General features: G+C 66.2%; 14 protein-coding genes. 9 read left to right on the top strand and 5 right to left on the bottom strand.

The annotated features are described in order from the left end of the window. The first annotated feature begins 19 nt into the window (after nucleotides 1-19). The 3 genes from L0U83_RS34655 (at nucleotide 20) to L0U83_RS34645 (ending at nucleotide 4,785) form a co-directional block, all read left to right on the top strand. A complete protein-coding gene (locus L0U83_RS34655) occupies nucleotides 20-1,924 on the top strand; it encodes a sensor domain-containing diguanylate cyclase (RefSeq protein WP_233888655.1) in 1,905 nt (634 codons plus the stop codon). A gap of 135 nt (nucleotides 1,925-2,059) precedes the next feature. Then, nucleotides 2,060-3,661 (top strand): EAL domain-containing protein, encoded by a 1,602-nt coding sequence (locus tag L0U83_RS34650; RefSeq protein ID WP_233889167.1) that lies wholly within the window; start codon nucleotides 2,060-2,062, stop codon nucleotides 3,659-3,661. A gap of 164 nt (nucleotides 3,662-3,825) precedes the next feature. After that, a complete protein-coding gene (locus L0U83_RS34645) occupies nucleotides 3,826-4,785 on the top strand; it encodes a sulfonate ABC transporter substrate-binding protein (protein WP_233888654.1) in 960 nt (319 codons plus the stop codon). Between the two features lie 34 nt (nucleotides 4,786-4,819). On the opposite strand, the gene L0U83_RS34640 is transcribed toward L0U83_RS34645, so the two are convergent. From L0U83_RS34640 to L0U83_RS34620, 5 genes are all read right to left on the bottom strand, one after another. Then, entirely contained in the window at nucleotides 4,820-5,761 is a 942-nt protein-coding gene (locus L0U83_RS34640; protein WP_233888653.1) for an ABC transporter substrate-binding protein, read from the bottom strand. 101 nt (nucleotides 5,762-5,862) lie between these two features. Then, the gene (locus tag L0U83_RS34635) at nucleotides 5,863-6,906 is read right to left on the bottom strand and encodes an ABC transporter permease subunit (protein WP_233888652.1); all 1,044 of its coding nucleotides are present in this window, start codon (nucleotides 6,904-6,906) and stop codon (nucleotides 5,863-5,865) included. A 41-nt stretch (nucleotides 6,907-6,947) separates the two neighbouring features. Then, nucleotides 6,948-8,501 (bottom strand): sugar ABC transporter ATP-binding protein, encoded by a 1,554-nt coding sequence (locus L0U83_RS34630; RefSeq protein ID WP_233888651.1) that lies wholly within the window; start codon nucleotides 8,499-8,501, stop codon nucleotides 6,948-6,950. After that, nucleotides 8,488-9,747, bottom strand: coding sequence for an ROK family transcriptional regulator (locus L0U83_RS34625; RefSeq protein ID WP_233888650.1), 1,260 nt, complete (start codon nucleotides 9,745-9,747; stop codon nucleotides 8,488-8,490). The genes L0U83_RS34630 and L0U83_RS34625 overlap by 14 nt, the downstream gene beginning before the upstream one ends. Nucleotides 9,748-10,040: 293 nt before the next feature. Further along, complete coding sequence (locus L0U83_RS34620) at nucleotides 10,041-11,171, bottom strand: MBL fold metallo-hydrolase (RefSeq protein WP_233888649.1); 1,131 nt, start codon at nucleotides 11,169-11,171, stop codon at nucleotides 10,041-10,043. 88 nt (nucleotides 11,172-11,259) lie between these two features. Between L0U83_RS34620 and L0U83_RS34615 the strand changes: the two genes are divergently transcribed. The 6 genes from L0U83_RS34615 (at nucleotide 11,260) to L0U83_RS34590 (ending at nucleotide 15,831) form a co-directional block, all read left to right on the top strand. Beyond that, a complete protein-coding gene (locus tag L0U83_RS34615; RefSeq protein ID WP_233888648.1) occupies nucleotides 11,260-11,877 on the top strand; it encodes a TetR/AcrR family transcriptional regulator in 618 nt (205 codons plus the stop codon). A 95-nt stretch (nucleotides 11,878-11,972) separates the two neighbouring features. After that, on the top strand, nucleotides 11,973-12,326 hold the full coding sequence (locus L0U83_RS34610; protein ID WP_233888647.1) for a YciI family protein: 354 nt from the start codon (nucleotides 11,973-11,975) through the stop codon (nucleotides 12,324-12,326). 145 nt (nucleotides 12,327-12,471) lie between these two features. Next, nucleotides 12,472-12,891, top strand: coding sequence for a YciI family protein (locus L0U83_RS34605; RefSeq protein WP_233888646.1), 420 nt, complete (start codon nucleotides 12,472-12,474; stop codon nucleotides 12,889-12,891). Between the two features lie 32 nt (nucleotides 12,892-12,923). Beyond that, entirely contained in the window at nucleotides 12,924-13,346 is a 423-nt protein-coding gene (locus L0U83_RS34600) for a VOC family protein (protein ID WP_233888645.1), read from the top strand. Continuing rightward, nucleotides 13,289-14,647 (top strand): RNA polymerase sigma factor, encoded by a 1,359-nt coding sequence (locus L0U83_RS34595; protein ID WP_267939681.1) that lies wholly within the window; start codon nucleotides 13,289-13,291, stop codon nucleotides 14,645-14,647. Before L0U83_RS34600 ends, L0U83_RS34595 begins: the two co-directional genes overlap by 58 nt. Before the next feature lie 113 nt (nucleotides 14,648-14,760). Beyond that, entirely contained in the window at nucleotides 14,761-15,831 is a 1,071-nt protein-coding gene (locus L0U83_RS34590; RefSeq protein WP_233888643.1) for a hypothetical protein, read from the top strand. The last annotated feature ends 1 nt before the right edge of the window (nucleotide 15,832 follow it).

The raw sequence follows: 15,832 nt of genomic DNA, 5'->3' as shown, positions 1-15,832 counted from the left end.
TCCTGTATGAGCGCATGCCATGACCGTTCCCTCGTCGACGCCCGAGGCCGTGCCGCCCGTAGGCGAAGCCGCGTATGCCGGGGCGCGTGAGGCGGGCGCCGCCCCGCGCGATTCGTTGCGCTCGCACGAACATGCGGCTTCGCTCACCGCCGGGCACGCAGCGGCGGACCCGTTGCTCGACGGCCTGTTGCGCCTCGTCGCAGCGCATTTCGGTGTAGCGGCTGCCTGCGTGGTGCCCGGCGAGGCGCCCGCTGTGCACGGGCTCGATGCCGGCGTGGACGAAACGCTCTACGAAGCGCTGCGCACGCTGGCGCATCGAACAAGCGAAAGCGGCGTGCGCGAGCCGTTCATCGTGCCCGATATTTCCGCGGATCCCGCCTGGTGCAACGTGCTTGCATACGCAAGCAAACCGCTACGTTTCGTGGCCGCGTGGCCTCTGCACGGTGCGCAGGGCGAGCACGTGGGCAGCCTCTGCCTGATCGACCCCGCCCCGCGCGAACTGGACGCCGCCGGCCGCGCGAGCCTCGGCGACTTTGCGCGCGTGGCGGCGGCGCTGGCCGCGCGGCCAGCGCTCGCCACGAGCCGCGACATCGAAGTCCCGGCCACCGACGAATCCGCGCTGCAAGCCGAACTCGAAGCGTTGCGCGAGCACGAACGCCTGCTCGCGCACGCCATCGCAGGCAGCGGCACGGGCATCTGGGACCGCGACGTGGTGACGGGCGAGATCCGCTATTCGGTGGGCTGGAAGGCGATTCTCGGCTACACCGAGCACGAGTTGACGAGCCGTATCGAAGACAGCTATCTGCGGCTGCATCCCGACGACCGCGAGTACGTGAAGGCTGCGATGCAGGCGCATTTCGAAGGCCGCACACCGACCTACGAGGTCGAGCACCGCATTCGCTGCAAGGACGGCCGCTACAAGTGGATCTGCAGCCGCGGCAAGGTCATGAGCCGCGACGCGTACGGGCGCGCGCTGCGCATGATCGGCACGACCACGGACATCACCTCGATGCGCGAGATGGCCGAGCGTTTGCGCGAGAGCGCGGCGCTCGTCACGAATCTCACGAACGAGGTGCCGGGCCTCGTGTTCCAGCGCCGCCAGGTGCCCGGCGGCCGCGCGTCCTTCTCCTATGCGAGCGCGGGCATAGCGGAAATCTTCGAACTCACGCCCGGGCAAGCCGCGCAGGACACGGCGTACATCGACGCGCTGATTCATCCCGACGATCTCGACGCATGGCGCGCCTCGTTCGAACAGTCCGCGGCGAACCTCACGCCGTGGCATCTGGAGTTTCGCGTGCTGCTGCCGCAGCAGGGCTTGCGCTGGCGCCAGGGCGATGCCAGGCCGCAGCGTCTCGCCGACGGCACGACGGTCTGGCATGGCTTCATCACGGATGCAACGGAGCGCAAGCGCATCGAAGCCGAACTGCAGGAATTCGCCAGCACCGACGGCCTCACGCGTCTGGCCAACCGCCGTCACTTCATGGCCCGCGTCGAGGCGCAGCTTGCGCAGGCGCGGCGCGGCGGCGCTAGCGCGGTCGTGATGATGTGCGACCTCGACCACTTCAAGTCGATCAACGACCGCTGGGGCCACGCGATCGGCGACCACGTGCTGCGTCATTTCGCCGAGATCCTGCGCACGCAGTTGCGCGCGGGCGACCTTGCCGGCCGCATCGGCGGCGAGGAGTTTGCGATTTTGCTTGCTGCCACCGACCTCGAAGGCGCGCAACGCGTCGCGCTGCGCATTCAGGAGCGCTTCGCCGCGGAACCGCTCGCGGTGGTTGGCGATGTGGTGGCGCTTACCGTGAGTATCGGCATCACGCTGATGAGCGCCGCCGACATGAACGCCGAAGCCGCGCTCACGCGCAGCGACTTCGCGCTCTACCGCGCGAAAAGGGACGGACGCAACCGCATCGAATGCGCATGACGCGCGCTCACGTTAGCTGACGTTCGCGTCGCGCCCGGCACCGCGAGCGCGCGCCGCAAGCGCGTTGGTGTATGTTGGCGTCATACCGTAGCCACCCTCCATGACGGCCCTGGTGCGGAGGACGCCTTGCCTGAAGTGCCGCCCAACCCCGGCACGGTCCGCGCGCGAGTTTCGCGTTTGCTCGTGCTGCTGGTCGTGGCGCTGATTCCGATCCTGCTGTGTGTGGCGCTCGGACGCTACGAGGCCGAGCGCATTGCGCAGCGCGAGGCGACGCTCGCTTCCACGTTCATCGTCGGGCAGGTCGTTTCGATCGTCGAGACGGCGCAAAGCGCGGCGCGCACGTTCGCGCCGCGCGCGGCCGAGGCATGCGAAACGCTCTCGCCGGACCTCACGTTCAAGGCCGCCACCGTGCCCTACGTGCGCACGCTCAACATCCTGCATGGCGGCCGCATCGCCTGCTCGTCCGCCATCGCGCAACAGGCGCTTCCCGCCGACGGCTTGCTCAACGGAAATGTGCCCGCCTCGGACGACGAATGGCTCATGATCGTCGACGACACGCCGATGGTGCGCAACCGCCCCTCACTGCTGGTTGGCGCAGCGGGCGAAGCGGGGCATGCGGTCGTGGCCGTGGTGGACGTGCAGTACGTGCTGGACCTGCTGCATGGCGCCGCGCCGCTCTCGGTATTTCGCCAGGCCGAGTTGCGCGTGGGCGAGGGCACCGTGTTGCGCGAAGCCATGGCGCTCGTGAACGTTCGCGGCGCGCCGCTGCTGGCCGACGTGCAAAAGCGCATGGCGAGCGCCACGATCGACCTGAAGATCTACGGGCGGCCCGAGCGCATCAACGAAACGTGGGGCGGCCTGCTGCTGCGCTATATGCCATGGGCGGCAGCATTATCTGCACTGCTCGCCTGGCTCGTGCGGCGCTTGCAGCAAAGCGGACAGTCGCGCCGCGAGCAACTGCTGCGGGGCATGCGCGCGAATGAATTCCATGTCGAATACCAGCCGCTCTACTGCGTAGAGACGCAGCGGTGCGAGGGCGCGGAGGCGTTGCTGCGCTGGGTGCGGCCAGGCACAGGCGCGACGCGTCCGGACGAGTTCATTCAGGCCGCAGAAGAAGAGCACGTGATCGTGCCGCTCACGCAGTATCTCTTGAAGCTTATCGCGCGCGACGTCGCTACGTGGAACGTCGCGCCAGGCTTTCACCTCGGGGTCAATTTCGCGCCCGAGCATTTGTCGGGCGAAGAACTCGTGAGCGACGTGCGGGGACTGCGCGCGGCTGTGGCGCCGCATGGCGCGACGATCACGCTGGAAATTACCGAGCGCACGCTGGTGTGCAATACCGAGCAGGCGCGCAAGAGTCTGTTGACCTTGCGGCACGAGGGCGTCAACGTCGCCATCGATGATTTTGGCACCGGATATTGCTCACTCTCGTATCTCGAGAAATTTCCATTCGATATCCTGAAGATCGATCGGGGCTTCGTGCTCACGATCGATCCCGAAGACAAGAAGGCGGCGGTGCTCGACGCCATCATCGATCTTGCGCATGGCCTTGGGGCACGGCTCGTGGCGGAGGGCGTCGAGACTCAGGTGCAACGCGACTACCTGTGCGCACGCGGCGTCACGTACATACAGGGCTTTTTCTACGCGAAGCCCATGCCGTCGGAGGCGTTCATGCGCTGGTATCGCGCGAACGGGGCGCATATGTCGCCCGACCCGCGCATGACGGCTGGCGCATAGGGCGCAGGCGTTGCACGCCCGCGCATTCCCGTTGGCGTGATTTGCTTAGCGCGAAACATCGGTTCTGCGAACGCGTGCGTGCCGGTAGCATCGACGGTTCGATGGCTGCGCCGTGTGGGTGCATGCCCAAAGCCAACACGGATTCGCCGAAGATGACTCGCCCTATGCAACCCGCACCCTGGTCCCGCCGCCATTTCATCGTCACGCTGGGCGCGACGCTCGCCAGCGCGGCGCTGCCTGCCACCGCCTTCGCGAAATATCAGCCCGACCAGTTCCGCATCGGCTACCAGAAGGCCGCGAGCACGCTGGTGCTGCTCAAGGCCAACGGCACGCTGGAAACGCGCCTGGCTCCGCTAGGCATCAAGGTGTCGTGGACCGAATTCCCGGCTGGGCCGCAATTGCTCGAAGGCCTGAACGTGGGCGCAATCGACTTTGGTTATGTGGGTGAAGCGCCGCCCGTGTTTGCTCAGGCAGCGGGTGCGGATTTCGTCTACACGGCGTATGAACTGCCCACGCCGCACGCGGAGGGCGTGGTGGTGGCGAAGAATTCGCCGATCCACGACGTGGCCGGCCTGAAGGGCAAGAAAATAGGCTTGAATCGCGGCTCGGACGTGCACTGGTTTCTCGTCGCGCTGCTGCAAAAGCACGGCCTTTCTATCGCCGACGTGCAGCCCGTGTACCTCGCGCCTGCCGACGCGCGCGCGGCGCTGCAAAGCGGCGCCATCGACGCCTGGGCGATCTGGGACCCGTTCCTCGCCGCCGTCGAATCGCAGGATGGCGCGCGCCTGATCGCCGATGCCAGCGGCGTAGCGAGCCATCATCAGTTCTTCCTGAGCCAGCGCGAATTTGCGCAAAATCGCAAGGACGCCCTCGCGATCGCGCTGGACGAACTCGGCAAAACGGGGCAATGGGTGCGCGCCAACACGGCGGCGGCGGCCGCGAAGCTCTCACCGATCCAGGGTCTGGATGCGGCGACGATCCAGACCGGTCTCAGCCACTACGCGCATGAATACCGGCCTATCGACGCCGCCGTGATCGCGCAGCAGCAGAAGATCGCGGACACGTTCTACGACCTCAAGATCATTCCGCGCCGCGTGGTGACGAAGGACGCCGTGCTCGCGTAACGCGTGCGGGCACGGACGTCTTCGGTGCGCGCGCTTAGTGCGACGACCAGCCCTTGTAGCTGCTCACGTTGTCGCGCGTGACGAGTTGGGGCGTCATTTCGATCATCGGGTTGGCGGGCTTCTTGCCATTCATGATCTCGTAGCCCACCTGCACGGCCGTCTGCGCCATCTTGTACGGGTCCTGGCTAGCCGAAGCCTGCACGAGCGTGTCGCTCTTGAGCGCCGTTTCGATATCGGGCGCGCCATCCACCGAGGTGATCACGATGTTGCTGCGATGCAATTGCTTCGCGGCAAGGTCGCTGCCAATGGCCTGCGGATCGTTAATGGCGAACACGCCGGCAATCTTCGGGAAGCGCGTGAGGTAGCCCTGCATCACGTTCATGCCGCCTTCGCGCGAACCTTTCGCGTCCTGGTCATCGGAAAGGATCTTGATGCCGGGCGTCTTGGCGAGCACCTGCTTGCAGCCATTCACGCGGTCGATAACGGCTGAGACCTGCGGCCCGTTCTGGATGATCACGTTGCCGGTGTTGTTGATTTTCTTCGCGAGGTATTCGCACGAAATCTCGCCGGCCTTCACGTTGTCGGTCTGCACGGTGGCGTTGGCGCCCGCGGCGGCCACGTCCACGGCTACCACCACGATGCCAGCCGCCTGGGCTTTCTTCACTGCCGGTTCGATCGCCTTCGGATCGGTCGCGTTCAGAAGGATCATGTCCACGTGCGCCGAAATGAAGTTGTCGATCTGCGTGAACTGCTTGTTGAGGTCGTAGTCGGCGGAAACGGCCGTGACCTTGGCGTTCGGGTTGATCTGCTTCGCCTTCGCTTCCGCACCCTGCACGATCGTCACGAAGTAAGGATTGCCGAGCGAACCCACGGTAACGCCGATCAATTTGAGCTGCTTGTCGGCGGCATGCGCGCCTTGCAGTGCGAAACCAAGCGTGAGGGCGGCAGCGGCGAGAATGGCTTTTTTCTTGAACATGAGGTTGTCTCCTGAGGGGTCCTGTTTGGGTGCTTGCCCGGCGAGCGCAGCAGGACCGCCTGCGCTTGCGCCTGTTTCTGTCTGTTGAGGTTTTCAGTGGCTCACGTGCGGGCCGAGCCGCGCTGGCGGTAGCGGTCGAGCGCCACGGCGCCGACGATCACGAGGCCCTTGATGATGTACTGCCAGATGTCAGATACGCCAAGCAGCACGAGCCCATTGGTCAGGACTGCGATGATGAGCGCACCGATCAGCGTGCCGATGATCGAGCCCACGCCACCCACGAAGCTCGTGCCGCCCAGAATCACCGCGGCGATCGCATCGAGTTCATAGGACTGGCCCAGTTGCAGGCCGTTGGCCGCGTAGAGACGGGCGGCGGACATCACCGCGCCAAGACCCGCGAGCAGGCCCGAGACGGCATAGACGAACATCTCGATGCCCCACACCTTGATGCCGGACAGGCGCGCCGCTTCCGGGTTGCCGCCCACCGAGTAGATGCGCAGGCCGAGCACGGTACGGCGCAGCACGAACCACGAGCCGGCCACCACCACGAGCGCGATGATCACGAGCCAGGGCACGCCGAGCACCGTGCCGTTGCCGATGAACGCGAACGAGAGCTGCGGGTTGAAGATCGTCGTGTCGTGGCCCATGAGGCGCGCGATGCCGCGCACCGCCGTGAGCGAGCCGAGCGTGACGATGAACGGCGGCAGGCGCAGCAGCGCGATGAGCGCGCCGTTGATGAGGCCGAAGCCGAGCCCCACCGCGAGCGCCATAGGTACGCCGAGCCAGCCCCAGCCCACGATGTTCGAGCCGATCATGGCGGCCATGGCCGCGGCGGCCAGCACCGAGCCCACCGAGAGGTCGATGCCGCCCGTGAGAATCACGAAGGTCATGCCGGCGGCGAGCACGATGTTGATCGACGCCTGCTGCGTGACGATCGAAAGATTCTCGAACGTAAAGAAGCCATCGTTGAGCAGACCGAAGCCAATGCACAGCAGCACCAGCACCGGCAGCATGCCAGCCGTGCGGACGAGCGACTTCATGCGCTGGCGGTGACCGTCGACAGCGACGCTGCGAGCGGGCTGCGCGCCTTGCGCGGGCTGCGTGGGCGAGGCCGCGACACCGTGCCGGGGAAGAATGCTTTTCATGTCGTACTCCTGAGGGACGTTTCTTGCGTATGCGGTGAAGGTCAAGCGGCTTCGTCGAGCGGTTGCTGCGAGCCAGTGGCGAGTTCGATGATCGCTTCCTGGGTGATCGGCCTGGCCGTATAGCCGCCAAGCTCCCCGGCGAATTCGCCTTCGCGCATGACGAGCACGCGGTCGGCCACGCCGATGATCTCGGGCAGTTCGCTCGAAATCACGATGATGCCCACGCCGGTTTTGGCGAGGTCGTTGATGATGCGGTAGATCTCGGACTTCGCGCCGATATCGACGCCGCGCGTCGGCTCGTCGAGAATCAGCACGCGCGGCTTCGTTTCCAGCAGGCGCGACAGCAGCACCTTCTGCTGGTTGCCGCCCGAGAGCGCGCCAACGTTTACGCGCGCATTCGGCACGCGAATGGAGAGCGAGCGGATGGCCTCTTTAGCGCGCTCACCGCCGCGCGCAAGGTCGAGGACGCCCAAGCGCGCGTCGCGCCCGGCCACGGCCACATTGATGTTGTCGCGCACGCTCATGTCGAGAAAGAGGCCTTGATGCTTGCGGTCTTCGGTCAGATAGACGAGGCCCGCGTTGATCGCATCGCGCGGCGTGTGCACGTTGAGCGTCTTGCCGTCGATGGCGATCTCGCCGCGTACGCGCGGCTCCGCGCCGAAGATGAGCCGGGCGAGTTCGGTGCGGCCCGCGCCGACGAGGCCCGCAATGCCGAGCACTTCGCCAGCGTGCAGGTCGAGGCTGCAGCCGCGCACGCGCTTGTCGTCGGCCACGTCGCGCACGGTCAGTACGACCTTGCCCGGATCGTAGGGGGCATGCGCCTTTTTGTAGAAGCCCGAAATATCGCGGCCTACCATCATGCTCACGAGGCTTTCCGCGTTGAGCGCGTCGCGCATGAGCGTGCCCACGTAGCTGCCGTCGCGCAGTACGGACACCCGGTCCGAAAGCTCGTACACCTCAGCCATGCGGTGGCTGATGTAGATGATCGCCAGCCCTTCGTCGCGAAGCTGGTTGATCAGCTTGAAGAGGCGTTCCGTCTCACGTGAGGAGAGCGGCGTGGTGGGCTCGTCCATCACGAGGATGCGGGCGTCGCTATGCACGGCGCGCGCAATCTCCACGAGTTGACGCTCGGCGATGGAAAGCGAGCCGACCAGCGTGGTGGGCCCGAAGCTCGCGCCGAGGCGCTTGAGCACGTCTTCGCTGCCGCGCTCCATGGCACGGCGGTCGACCGTGCCGAAGCGGCTGCCGCCCTTGCGCAGCTCGCGGCCCGCATGAATGTTCTCCGCGACCGAGAGATTGGGCGCAAGGCTCAGCTCCTGATAGATCACGGCCACGCCCAGCTCGCGCGCGGCGAGCGGCCCGTCGATCACGACTGGCTTGCCCTCGATGACAATCTCGCCGCCGGGATCGGCCTGGTAGGCGCCCGAGAGAATCTTCATCAACGTGGACTTGCCCGCGCCGTTCTCGCCCATGAGCGAGTGGACCTCGCCGGGGAAGACGGTGAGGCGCACGTTGTCGAGCGCACGCACGCCCGGGAAGGTCTTGGTGATGCCCCGCATTTCCAGCAGCGGCGGCGTGGACTCAGAGGGCGACATGGCTCTCCTCCTGCGCTTGAGCGTAAGTTTGTGCGCCGGCGCCCATGAGGATGCCCGCGCGCGGCGAAAAGTTGAAAAACATGGGGAGCGTGGCCGCGCCGAGCGCGCCCGCATCGGGACCGAAGGTGCCGCGCACGAGAGCAGGCGTGCCGCGCGCCTCGGGCGCGGTGGCCGCAACCGCGAGGCGCAGGCGCTGCATGAGCGTGTCGATGAGGCCCGCGTCCACGTCGGCGTCGAGCACCACGGCGGGCACATCGAGCACGCAGAAGGCAGAACGCAGCGCGGGGGCGAGCGCATCGATGCAGTCGTCGAGCCATTCCTGCACGCCGGGGTGGCCGCGCGCGATGCACGCTTCGAGGTCCGCGCGGCTGTCGATCGTCTCGCCGCAATACTGCAGGTGACGCCGCAACGCGATGAGCGACGCGCGCGAAAGCAGAATGTCCCACTGGCCCGGCGGCTTGTGCGCGGAGGGCAGACGGCTGGGCGGCACGGGCATCACCGCGAAGTCGCCCGCGTTGCCGGTGAGGCCGCGCACGCAGTCGCCGTCGATGGCGATGCCGCCGCCAATGGCCGGCCCGAGAAACAGATAAAGGAAGTCGTCGCGCTGGCGGCCGCAGCCGTAGAAAATCTCGGCGATGGCGGCCGCGTTGCCGTCGTTCTCGCTGAACACGGGCAGCGCCGTGGCGCGCGCGAGTTCGCCGGCGAAATCCACGTCGTTCCACACGCGGAAGGTATCGGTGGGCAGGCCCAGTTCGCGCAGCCAGCTGCCAAGGTTGTACGGCTGCGCCACGCCAATGCCGGCCAGACGGCTGCGTTCCTCGATCGTGAGGATGCCCAACAGATCGGCAATGTCACGCTGCACCATTTCCTGCGCGACCGAGGGTTGTGGCAGCAGCATGTCGCGTGTGCGGCGCTCGATCATCTGGCCAGCGAAATCGACGAGGACGGTTTCGATGTTGGTCCGGTCGAGCCGCACGCCGATGGCGAACGCGCCTCGTGGTGAGAGGCGCAAGAGCGACGCGGGCTGGCCGCGCTGACCGTCGCGGCGGCCGCTCACCTCGATCAGGCCATTGGCCGTGAGCGACGTGATGATGGTGCCGACCGCGGTGCTCGTGAGATTCGCGAGACGCGCGAGATCGGCCTTCGACGCCTCGCCCGCGCGACGCAGCGCCTGCAGCAACAGGCGTTCGTTGAAGCGGCGGACGTTGGCGGAATTGCTGCCCTGACCGACATGCGGACTTCTCACGTGTCTCCTCCGGTCCCAAGTAAAGCTGAAAGGGGTGTCGACGTTTGGTGAATCCGTCGCCGACTAAATAAATCAAGTTGATTTATTTAATGCCAGAAATCGGGGGCTGTCAGCCTGGGGAAATCCCGTTAAGGGTAATGGGGCGGTATACGGGCGGCGTGATGCGCGCGTCGATCCAAAAGCTTAGGAGACTTTTGGAAGGAGGGGAAAGAAGCGGGGAGCGAGCAGCTAGCGTGCCCGCGCGCGGTTGTGCGGCGCGCGGGCGGCGGGGAAGGAACGAGAGGGGCTACCTGTTACGAAGACCGCGCCGCACCTGCGTCGCGGCAAGCGAACCAGCGGCGCGCCGTGCGTGGCGGCTCTGCGCTTTCGGCGACCTCGCGCCACCAGCGCTCACCGCGATGCGGCTGCGCCAGATCGAGCCTTTCTCCCATGCGCGGCGTGGAGAGCGTCACACCGCGCGCGAGCGCGAGGCCGGTTACGCGCTCGAACGGATCCTGCCAGCGGTGCATCGCGAGATCGAACGTGCCGTTGTGAATCGGCACGAGCCACTCGCCGCGTAAATCCACATGCGCCTGCACCGTTTCCTCGGGCTGCATGTGGACATACGGCCATTGCGGGTCGTACGCGCCCGTCTCGATGAACGTCGCGTCGAACGGGCCAAGTCGCTCGCCAATCGTGCGAAAGCCGTCGAAGTAGCCGGTGTCGCCGCTGAAGAACATGCGCAGGTCGGCGTCGGCGATCACCCACGAGGCCCACAGCGTGCTGTTGCCATCGAACAGGCTGCGCCCCGAGAAGTGCTGTGCCGGCGTGGCGGTGAACTCGATGCCCTCGACGGTTGCGCCTTGCCACCAGTCGAACTGGCGCACCTTCGTGCCGTCGATACCCCATTCGATCAGCCGGTCGCCCACGCCAAGCGGCGTGAGGAAGACGCCCGTCGTCGCGGCGAGCGCGAGCACGGTTTCGCGGTCGAGGTGGTCGTAGTGGTCGTGCGAGAGGATCACGCCGCGCAACGGCGGCAGGTCGGCAAGCGCGATGGGTGGCGCGTGAAAGCGCTTCGGCCCGAGGTTCTGAAACGGCGAAGCGCGCTGCGCGAACACCGGGTCGGTAAGCCAGAACTGGCCGCGCAGCTTCAAGAGCAGCGTGGAATGGCCGAGCCGGTAGACGCTGCGGTCCGGCGCGGCTTCGAGTTGCTCGCGCGTGAGCGTCTGGACGGGCAGCGCGCCAGCCGGCAGGGTGCCGCTAGGCTTGTGAAAGATCATGTTCCACATGATCTTCAGCGTCTTACCGAACCCCTCGGCCGGGCGCGGACGCACGTTGCGAAAGCGCTCGCCGTCGTGCTGCGGCGACGTGTGCGAGAGCTCGCGGCCGCGTTGTGCGGCGTTCAGGCCCAAGGTACGGCTCAGCGATGCGAAAGGCGAGGTCATGGCGGCGGCTGCCTTTGGAAACGGGAAGTAGACTGCACAGTGTAGTTTATTCTGGCGAAAAGTAAACTGCCTGGTGTAAGATTCTGAAATGGATTGCACCCCAGCCACCCCTCAGCGTCTGACCGACCGCAAGCGCGCCGCGATTGTCGCGGCGGCCATCGACGAATTTCTGGCCTCGGGCTTCGACGCCACGAGCATGGACCGTATTGCCGCGCGGGCGAGCGTCTCGAAGCGCACGGTCTACAACCATTTCCCGAGCAAGGAGGCGCTGTTCGCGTCGATCCTGTGCCAGCTCTGGGACTCGAGTGCGACCGCCGACGCGCCGGCCTATCGCGCCGGCGAGCCGCTACGCGTACAGCTCATCGAGTTGCTGATGCGCAAGCTGCGGCTCCTGAACGACGAAGCGTTTTTCAAGCTCGCGCGTGTGGCGATCGCGGCGGGCATCCACTCGCCCGAACGCGCGCGCGACATGGTGGCCCGCATTGGCGAGCGCGAAGAGGACCTCACGGTCTGGGTGCGCGCCGCCGCCGCCGATGGCCGCTTGAAAGCGACCGACCCGGCGTTCGCCGCGCAGCAACTGCACGGCGTCGTGAAGGCATTCGCCTTCTGGCCGCAGGTCGCGATGGGCCAGCCGCCGCTCGACGAGGCGCAGCAGCGCCAGGTCGCCGAGTCGTCCGCCGATCTCTTCCTCGCGCGCTACGCGTGAGCGCCTGCACGCGCGCCCAGCTCAGACGCTAGCCGGTTTTTCTGGCATAGACTCTTGCCTTTCAGGATCGCAGGCTTCACTGAGAGGACAACCTCATGCCATTCATGCTGCTCATCGCCGAACCGCGTGGCCAGCGCGAGACGCGCGCGCAATCCGAAGGCGAGGCGCTGTACGCGCGCATGGTCGAGTTCGCGGATCAACTCGCCGCCGAGGGCAAGCTGATCGACGCGCACGCGCTTACCTCCGACACGAACGGCGCGCGCGTGCAGGTGCGCGAAGGCCGCGCGAGCATCATCGACGGCCCGTTTGCCGAAGCGAAGGAGATGATTGGCGGCTTTTTCCTGGTCGATTGTGCAACGCGCGACGAGGCGCTCGCCATCGCGCGGCGCTGTCCCGCGGCGCAATGGGCGAGCGTCGACGTGCGTGAAACCGGGCCGTGCTTCCGCTGAAGCGGCGTCTTTCCAGGTGGTTTCCCCAGGCACGTAAAAAATTTCGCTGTCCTTTGTCGATTTTCGTGCGCCCCGCGCGTCGTGTTCATGAGCGCACCAGCGGGTGCCTTCGAACATTCCCGAACGTCACATTCAGGAGAAGACAATGCGATTCATGATCATGGTGCGCGCCAACGCGTTGACGGAAGCGGGTGAGCCGCCCGACGACGTGGAAATATTCGCCGAGATGGCCCGCTATCACGACGAACTGGCGAAGGCGGGCGTGCTGCTCGATGCCTCGGGCCTGCAGCCGAGTTCACGTGGTTTTCGCGTGCACTACACCAACGGCAAGCCTACGATCGTCGATGGTCCGTTCGCCGAAACGAAGGAGCTGATCGCCGGCTATACGCTGATCCAGGTGCGCTCGCGCGACGAAGCGCTCGAATGGGCGCGCCGCTTCCCGTCTCCCTTCGGCCGCGCCGAATGCGAAGTCGAAGTGCGGCAGCTCTACGAACTCGACGAACTTCCGCAGTGCGAGGGCGTCGAGAGTTTTCGCCAGCTTCAGGAACAACTTAAGTCATCCTGATTATTTTCATCGATCATTGAGAGGACACAAAAATGCATAAGCACATCTTCGTCAATCTGGGCGTGCGCGATCTCAAGCGCTCGATGGACTTCTTCGGCCAGCTCGGTTTCACGTTCGACCCAAAATTCACCAACGAGCAGGCCGCCTGCATGGTGATCGGCGAGAACATCTACGCCATGCTGCTCACCAACGGCTTCATGCGCACTTTCACCGACAAGGCGCTCGTCGACGCCCGCGAAAGCACCGAGGTGCTGACGTGCCTCTCGTGCGTGTCTCGTGAGGAAGTGGACACGCTCGTGGAAAAGGCGCTCGCGGCGGGCGGCACCTCGAAGCGTCCGCCGATGGAATGCGGCACCGATATGTATGGGCGCAGCTTCGAAGACCCCGACGGCCACATCTGGGAACTGATGTACATGTCGCCGGCGGCGATCGAAAAGGGCGCGCACGGTTCGTGACCGGCCAGAGCGACAAGCGGGACGCATTTGCCGCAACGCGCCGCGCGGTCGAGGCAGTGTGGCGCATCGAGTCGGCGAAGGTGATCGCCCACGCCGCGCGCATCGTGCGCGACGTGGGCGTGGCCGAGGAAATCGCGCAGGACGCGTTCGTTGCCGCGCTGGAAAGCTGGCCCGCGAGCGGCATTCCCGAGAACCCCGGAGCGTGGCTCATGACCGCCGCGAAACATCGCGCGCTCGACCGGCTGCGTCGCGCGGCTTCGCATGCCCGCGCGCACGAGGCGATGGGCGCGGATCTCGAAGCACTGGAAGCGCACTTCGCGCCCGACTTCGTCGAGGCGCTCGACGCCGCGCGCGAGGACGAAATTGGTGACGACCTGCTGCGGCTCGTTTTCGTTGCGTGCCATCCCGTGCTGCCGAAGGAGGGGCGCGCCGCGCTCACGTTGCGCTTGCTCGGCGGGCTCACCACGGCCGAGATCGCGCGTGCGTTTCTCGTGCCCGAGGCGACCGTCGCACAGCGCATCGTGCGGGCCAAGCGCACGCTCGCGGAGGCGAAAGTCCCGTTCGAAGTGCCGCGTCTCGCCGACCTCGAGCCGCGGCTTGCTTCGGTGTTCGAAGTGATTTACCTGATCTTCAACGAAGGCTACGCGGCCACGGCGGGCCCGGACTGGACACGGCCCGCACTGTGTGAAGAAGCGCTGCGGCTTGGCCGCATGCTCGCGGAACTGGTTCCGCTAGAGGGCGAGGCGCACGGCCTGGTTGCGTTGATGGAACTGCAGGCTTCGCGCCTGAGCGCGCGCGTGGACCGCGCAGGGCGCGCCGTGCTGCTCGCCGATCAGGACCGCGGCCGATGGGACGCGCTTTTGATCCGGCGCGGGCTGGCCGCGATCGCGCGCGGCGCGGCTTGCGCGGGTGCGCCGGGCCCGTATGCGCTGCAGGCCGCGCTTGCGGCGTGCCATGCACGCGCGCCGAGTGCGGCGGCAACCGACTGGGCGCAGATCGTTTCAATTTACGACGCGCTGCTGAAACTCGACGCGTCGCCCGTTGTGCGACTCAATCGCGCCGTGGCGGTGGGCATGGCGCAAGGGCCACAGGCGGCGCTCGACCTCGTCGATGCGCTGCGCGAAGAGCCCGCCCTGCGCCACTATCCGTGGCTGCCGGCCACACGCGGCGACCTGCTCGAAAAGCTCGCGCGCCATGCCGAAGCGCGCGAGCAATTCGAGCGTGCGGCCTCGCTCACGCAAAACGCCCGCGACCGCGAAGTGCTGCTGGCAAGGGCGCAGGCGTGCGCGCCGCGTACCTGAGGGAATCATCGCTAGAAGGGTCACGCTTGCGCTTCTGAAATAATGGGGCACAACGCTTGCTACCTGTGCGCCCGGACCCACTCCCTTTGCGCGGCCAGCCGCGCAGGCTTCCGATGATTTCAAAAGCGACGATTCTGGCGGTTTCGTGCTCGGCCTTGCTGGGCACGGCGTGTGTGCATCTCGGCCCGACGCGCTTGCGCGCCGATCAGGTTGACTACGCACGGGCACTCGGCGATGCAAAAAAGCGCGAAATACTCGCAGCGGTCGTCGGGTTGCGTTACGGCGATGCGCCCGCGTTCCTCACGGTGAGTTCGATCATCGCGGCGTATCAATTCGATTCGACGGCGGGCGCGACCGGCAATATCGGCTCGGGCTCGGAGCCGAACTATGCGCTGGCGACCGGCAGCGTCTCCTGGTCGAATCGCCCGACCTTCACGTTCTCGCCGACCACGGGCGAAGCGTTCGCCTCCGCCTACATCCGGCCGCTCGCGCCGGAGCTGATCATGCCGCTCGCCGAAGGCGGCATGCCGGTCGATCTGCTGTTGCGTATCAGCGCGCAATCGATCGGCGGCCTGCAGAACGGCAGCGCACTCGGCGGAGAGGACAGCGCGGGCTCGGCCGGATTCTTCCAGCTGCTGCAGACGCTGCGGCGCCTGCAACTGGCTGGCGAGCTGAACGTCGAGTCGCGCAGCGAGAACGGCAAGAGCCGTGTGTATCTCGCGCTCGGCGCGACGAACAGCGCGCAGTCGCCGCGGGTTTCGGCTGACCTTGCGCGCGTGCGCGAACTGCTCCATCTCGCGGCGGACACGCGCACTTACGAGATCGTCTATGGACCCTCGGCGCAGGGCGGCAATCGCATTCCGATGGTGACGCGCTCGGTGCTCGGCATCCTCACGAATATCGGCGCGCAGGTCCAGGTGCCGGACGCCCAGGTGCAAAGCGGCGCGACGAAACCGACCGTCGGGCTGATTGGGGGCGAAACGCGTCCGATCATCATCGTGCACCAGGGGCCGAAGGCCCCCGCCGACGCCTATGTTGCGATCGACTACGAGGGCACGGCGTATTGGGTCGAACGCGCCGATTTCGATTCGAAATACGCGTTCACGGTCCTGCAAAATCTCATGGCGCTCGCGGAAGCCGATACGAGCAGCAAGGCGCCGGTCGTGACGATTCCCGCGAACTAGG

The sequence above is a fragment of the Paraburkholderia flagellata genome, assembly GCF_021390645.1.
In the GTDB taxonomy this organism is placed as follows: Bacteria; Pseudomonadota; Gammaproteobacteria; order Burkholderiales; family Burkholderiaceae; genus Paraburkholderia; species Paraburkholderia flagellata.
Note: the sequence above shows the minus strand (reverse complement) of the source record. Positions and strands in the feature narration are given on the sequence as shown.

What these genes read in the sequence shown, in the direction of transcription:
- L0U83_RS34640 (WP_233888653.1), bottom strand. Translation starts at nt 5,761, where the DNA reads ATGTTCAAGAAAAAAGCCATTCTCGCCGCTGCCGCCCTCACGCTTGGT.
- L0U83_RS34605 (WP_233888646.1), top strand. Translation starts at nt 12,472, where the DNA reads ATGCGATTCATGATCATGGTGCGCGCCAACGCGTTGACGGAAGCGGGT.
- L0U83_RS34600 (WP_233888645.1), top strand. Translation starts at nt 12,924, where the DNA reads ATGCATAAGCACATCTTCGTCAATCTGGGCGTGCGCGATCTCAAGCGC.
- L0U83_RS34590 (WP_233888643.1), top strand. Translation starts at nt 14,761, where the DNA reads ATGATTTCAAAAGCGACGATTCTGGCGGTTTCGTGCTCGGCCTTGCTG.
- L0U83_RS34615 (WP_233888648.1), top strand. Translation starts at nt 11,260, where the DNA reads ATGGATTGCACCCCAGCCACCCCTCAGCGTCTGACCGACCGCAAGCGC.
- L0U83_RS34645 (WP_233888654.1), top strand. Translation starts at nt 3,826, where the DNA reads ATGCAACCCGCACCCTGGTCCCGCCGCCATTTCATCGTCACGCTGGGC.
- L0U83_RS34620 (WP_233888649.1), bottom strand. Translation starts at nt 11,171, where the DNA reads ATGACCTCGCCTTTCGCATCGCTGAGCCGTACCTTGGGCCTGAACGCC.
- L0U83_RS34655 (WP_233888655.1), top strand. Translation starts at nt 20, where the DNA reads ATGACCGTTCCCTCGTCGACGCCCGAGGCCGTGCCGCCCGTAGGCGAA.
- L0U83_RS34635 (WP_233888652.1), bottom strand. Translation starts at nt 6,906, where the DNA reads ATGAAAAGCATTCTTCCCCGGCACGGTGTCGCGGCCTCGCCCACGCAG.
- L0U83_RS34630 (WP_233888651.1), bottom strand. Translation starts at nt 8,501, where the DNA reads ATGTCGCCCTCTGAGTCCACGCCGCCGCTGCTGGAAATGCGGGGCATC.
- L0U83_RS34610 (WP_233888647.1), top strand. Translation starts at nt 11,973, where the DNA reads ATGCCATTCATGCTGCTCATCGCCGAACCGCGTGGCCAGCGCGAGACG.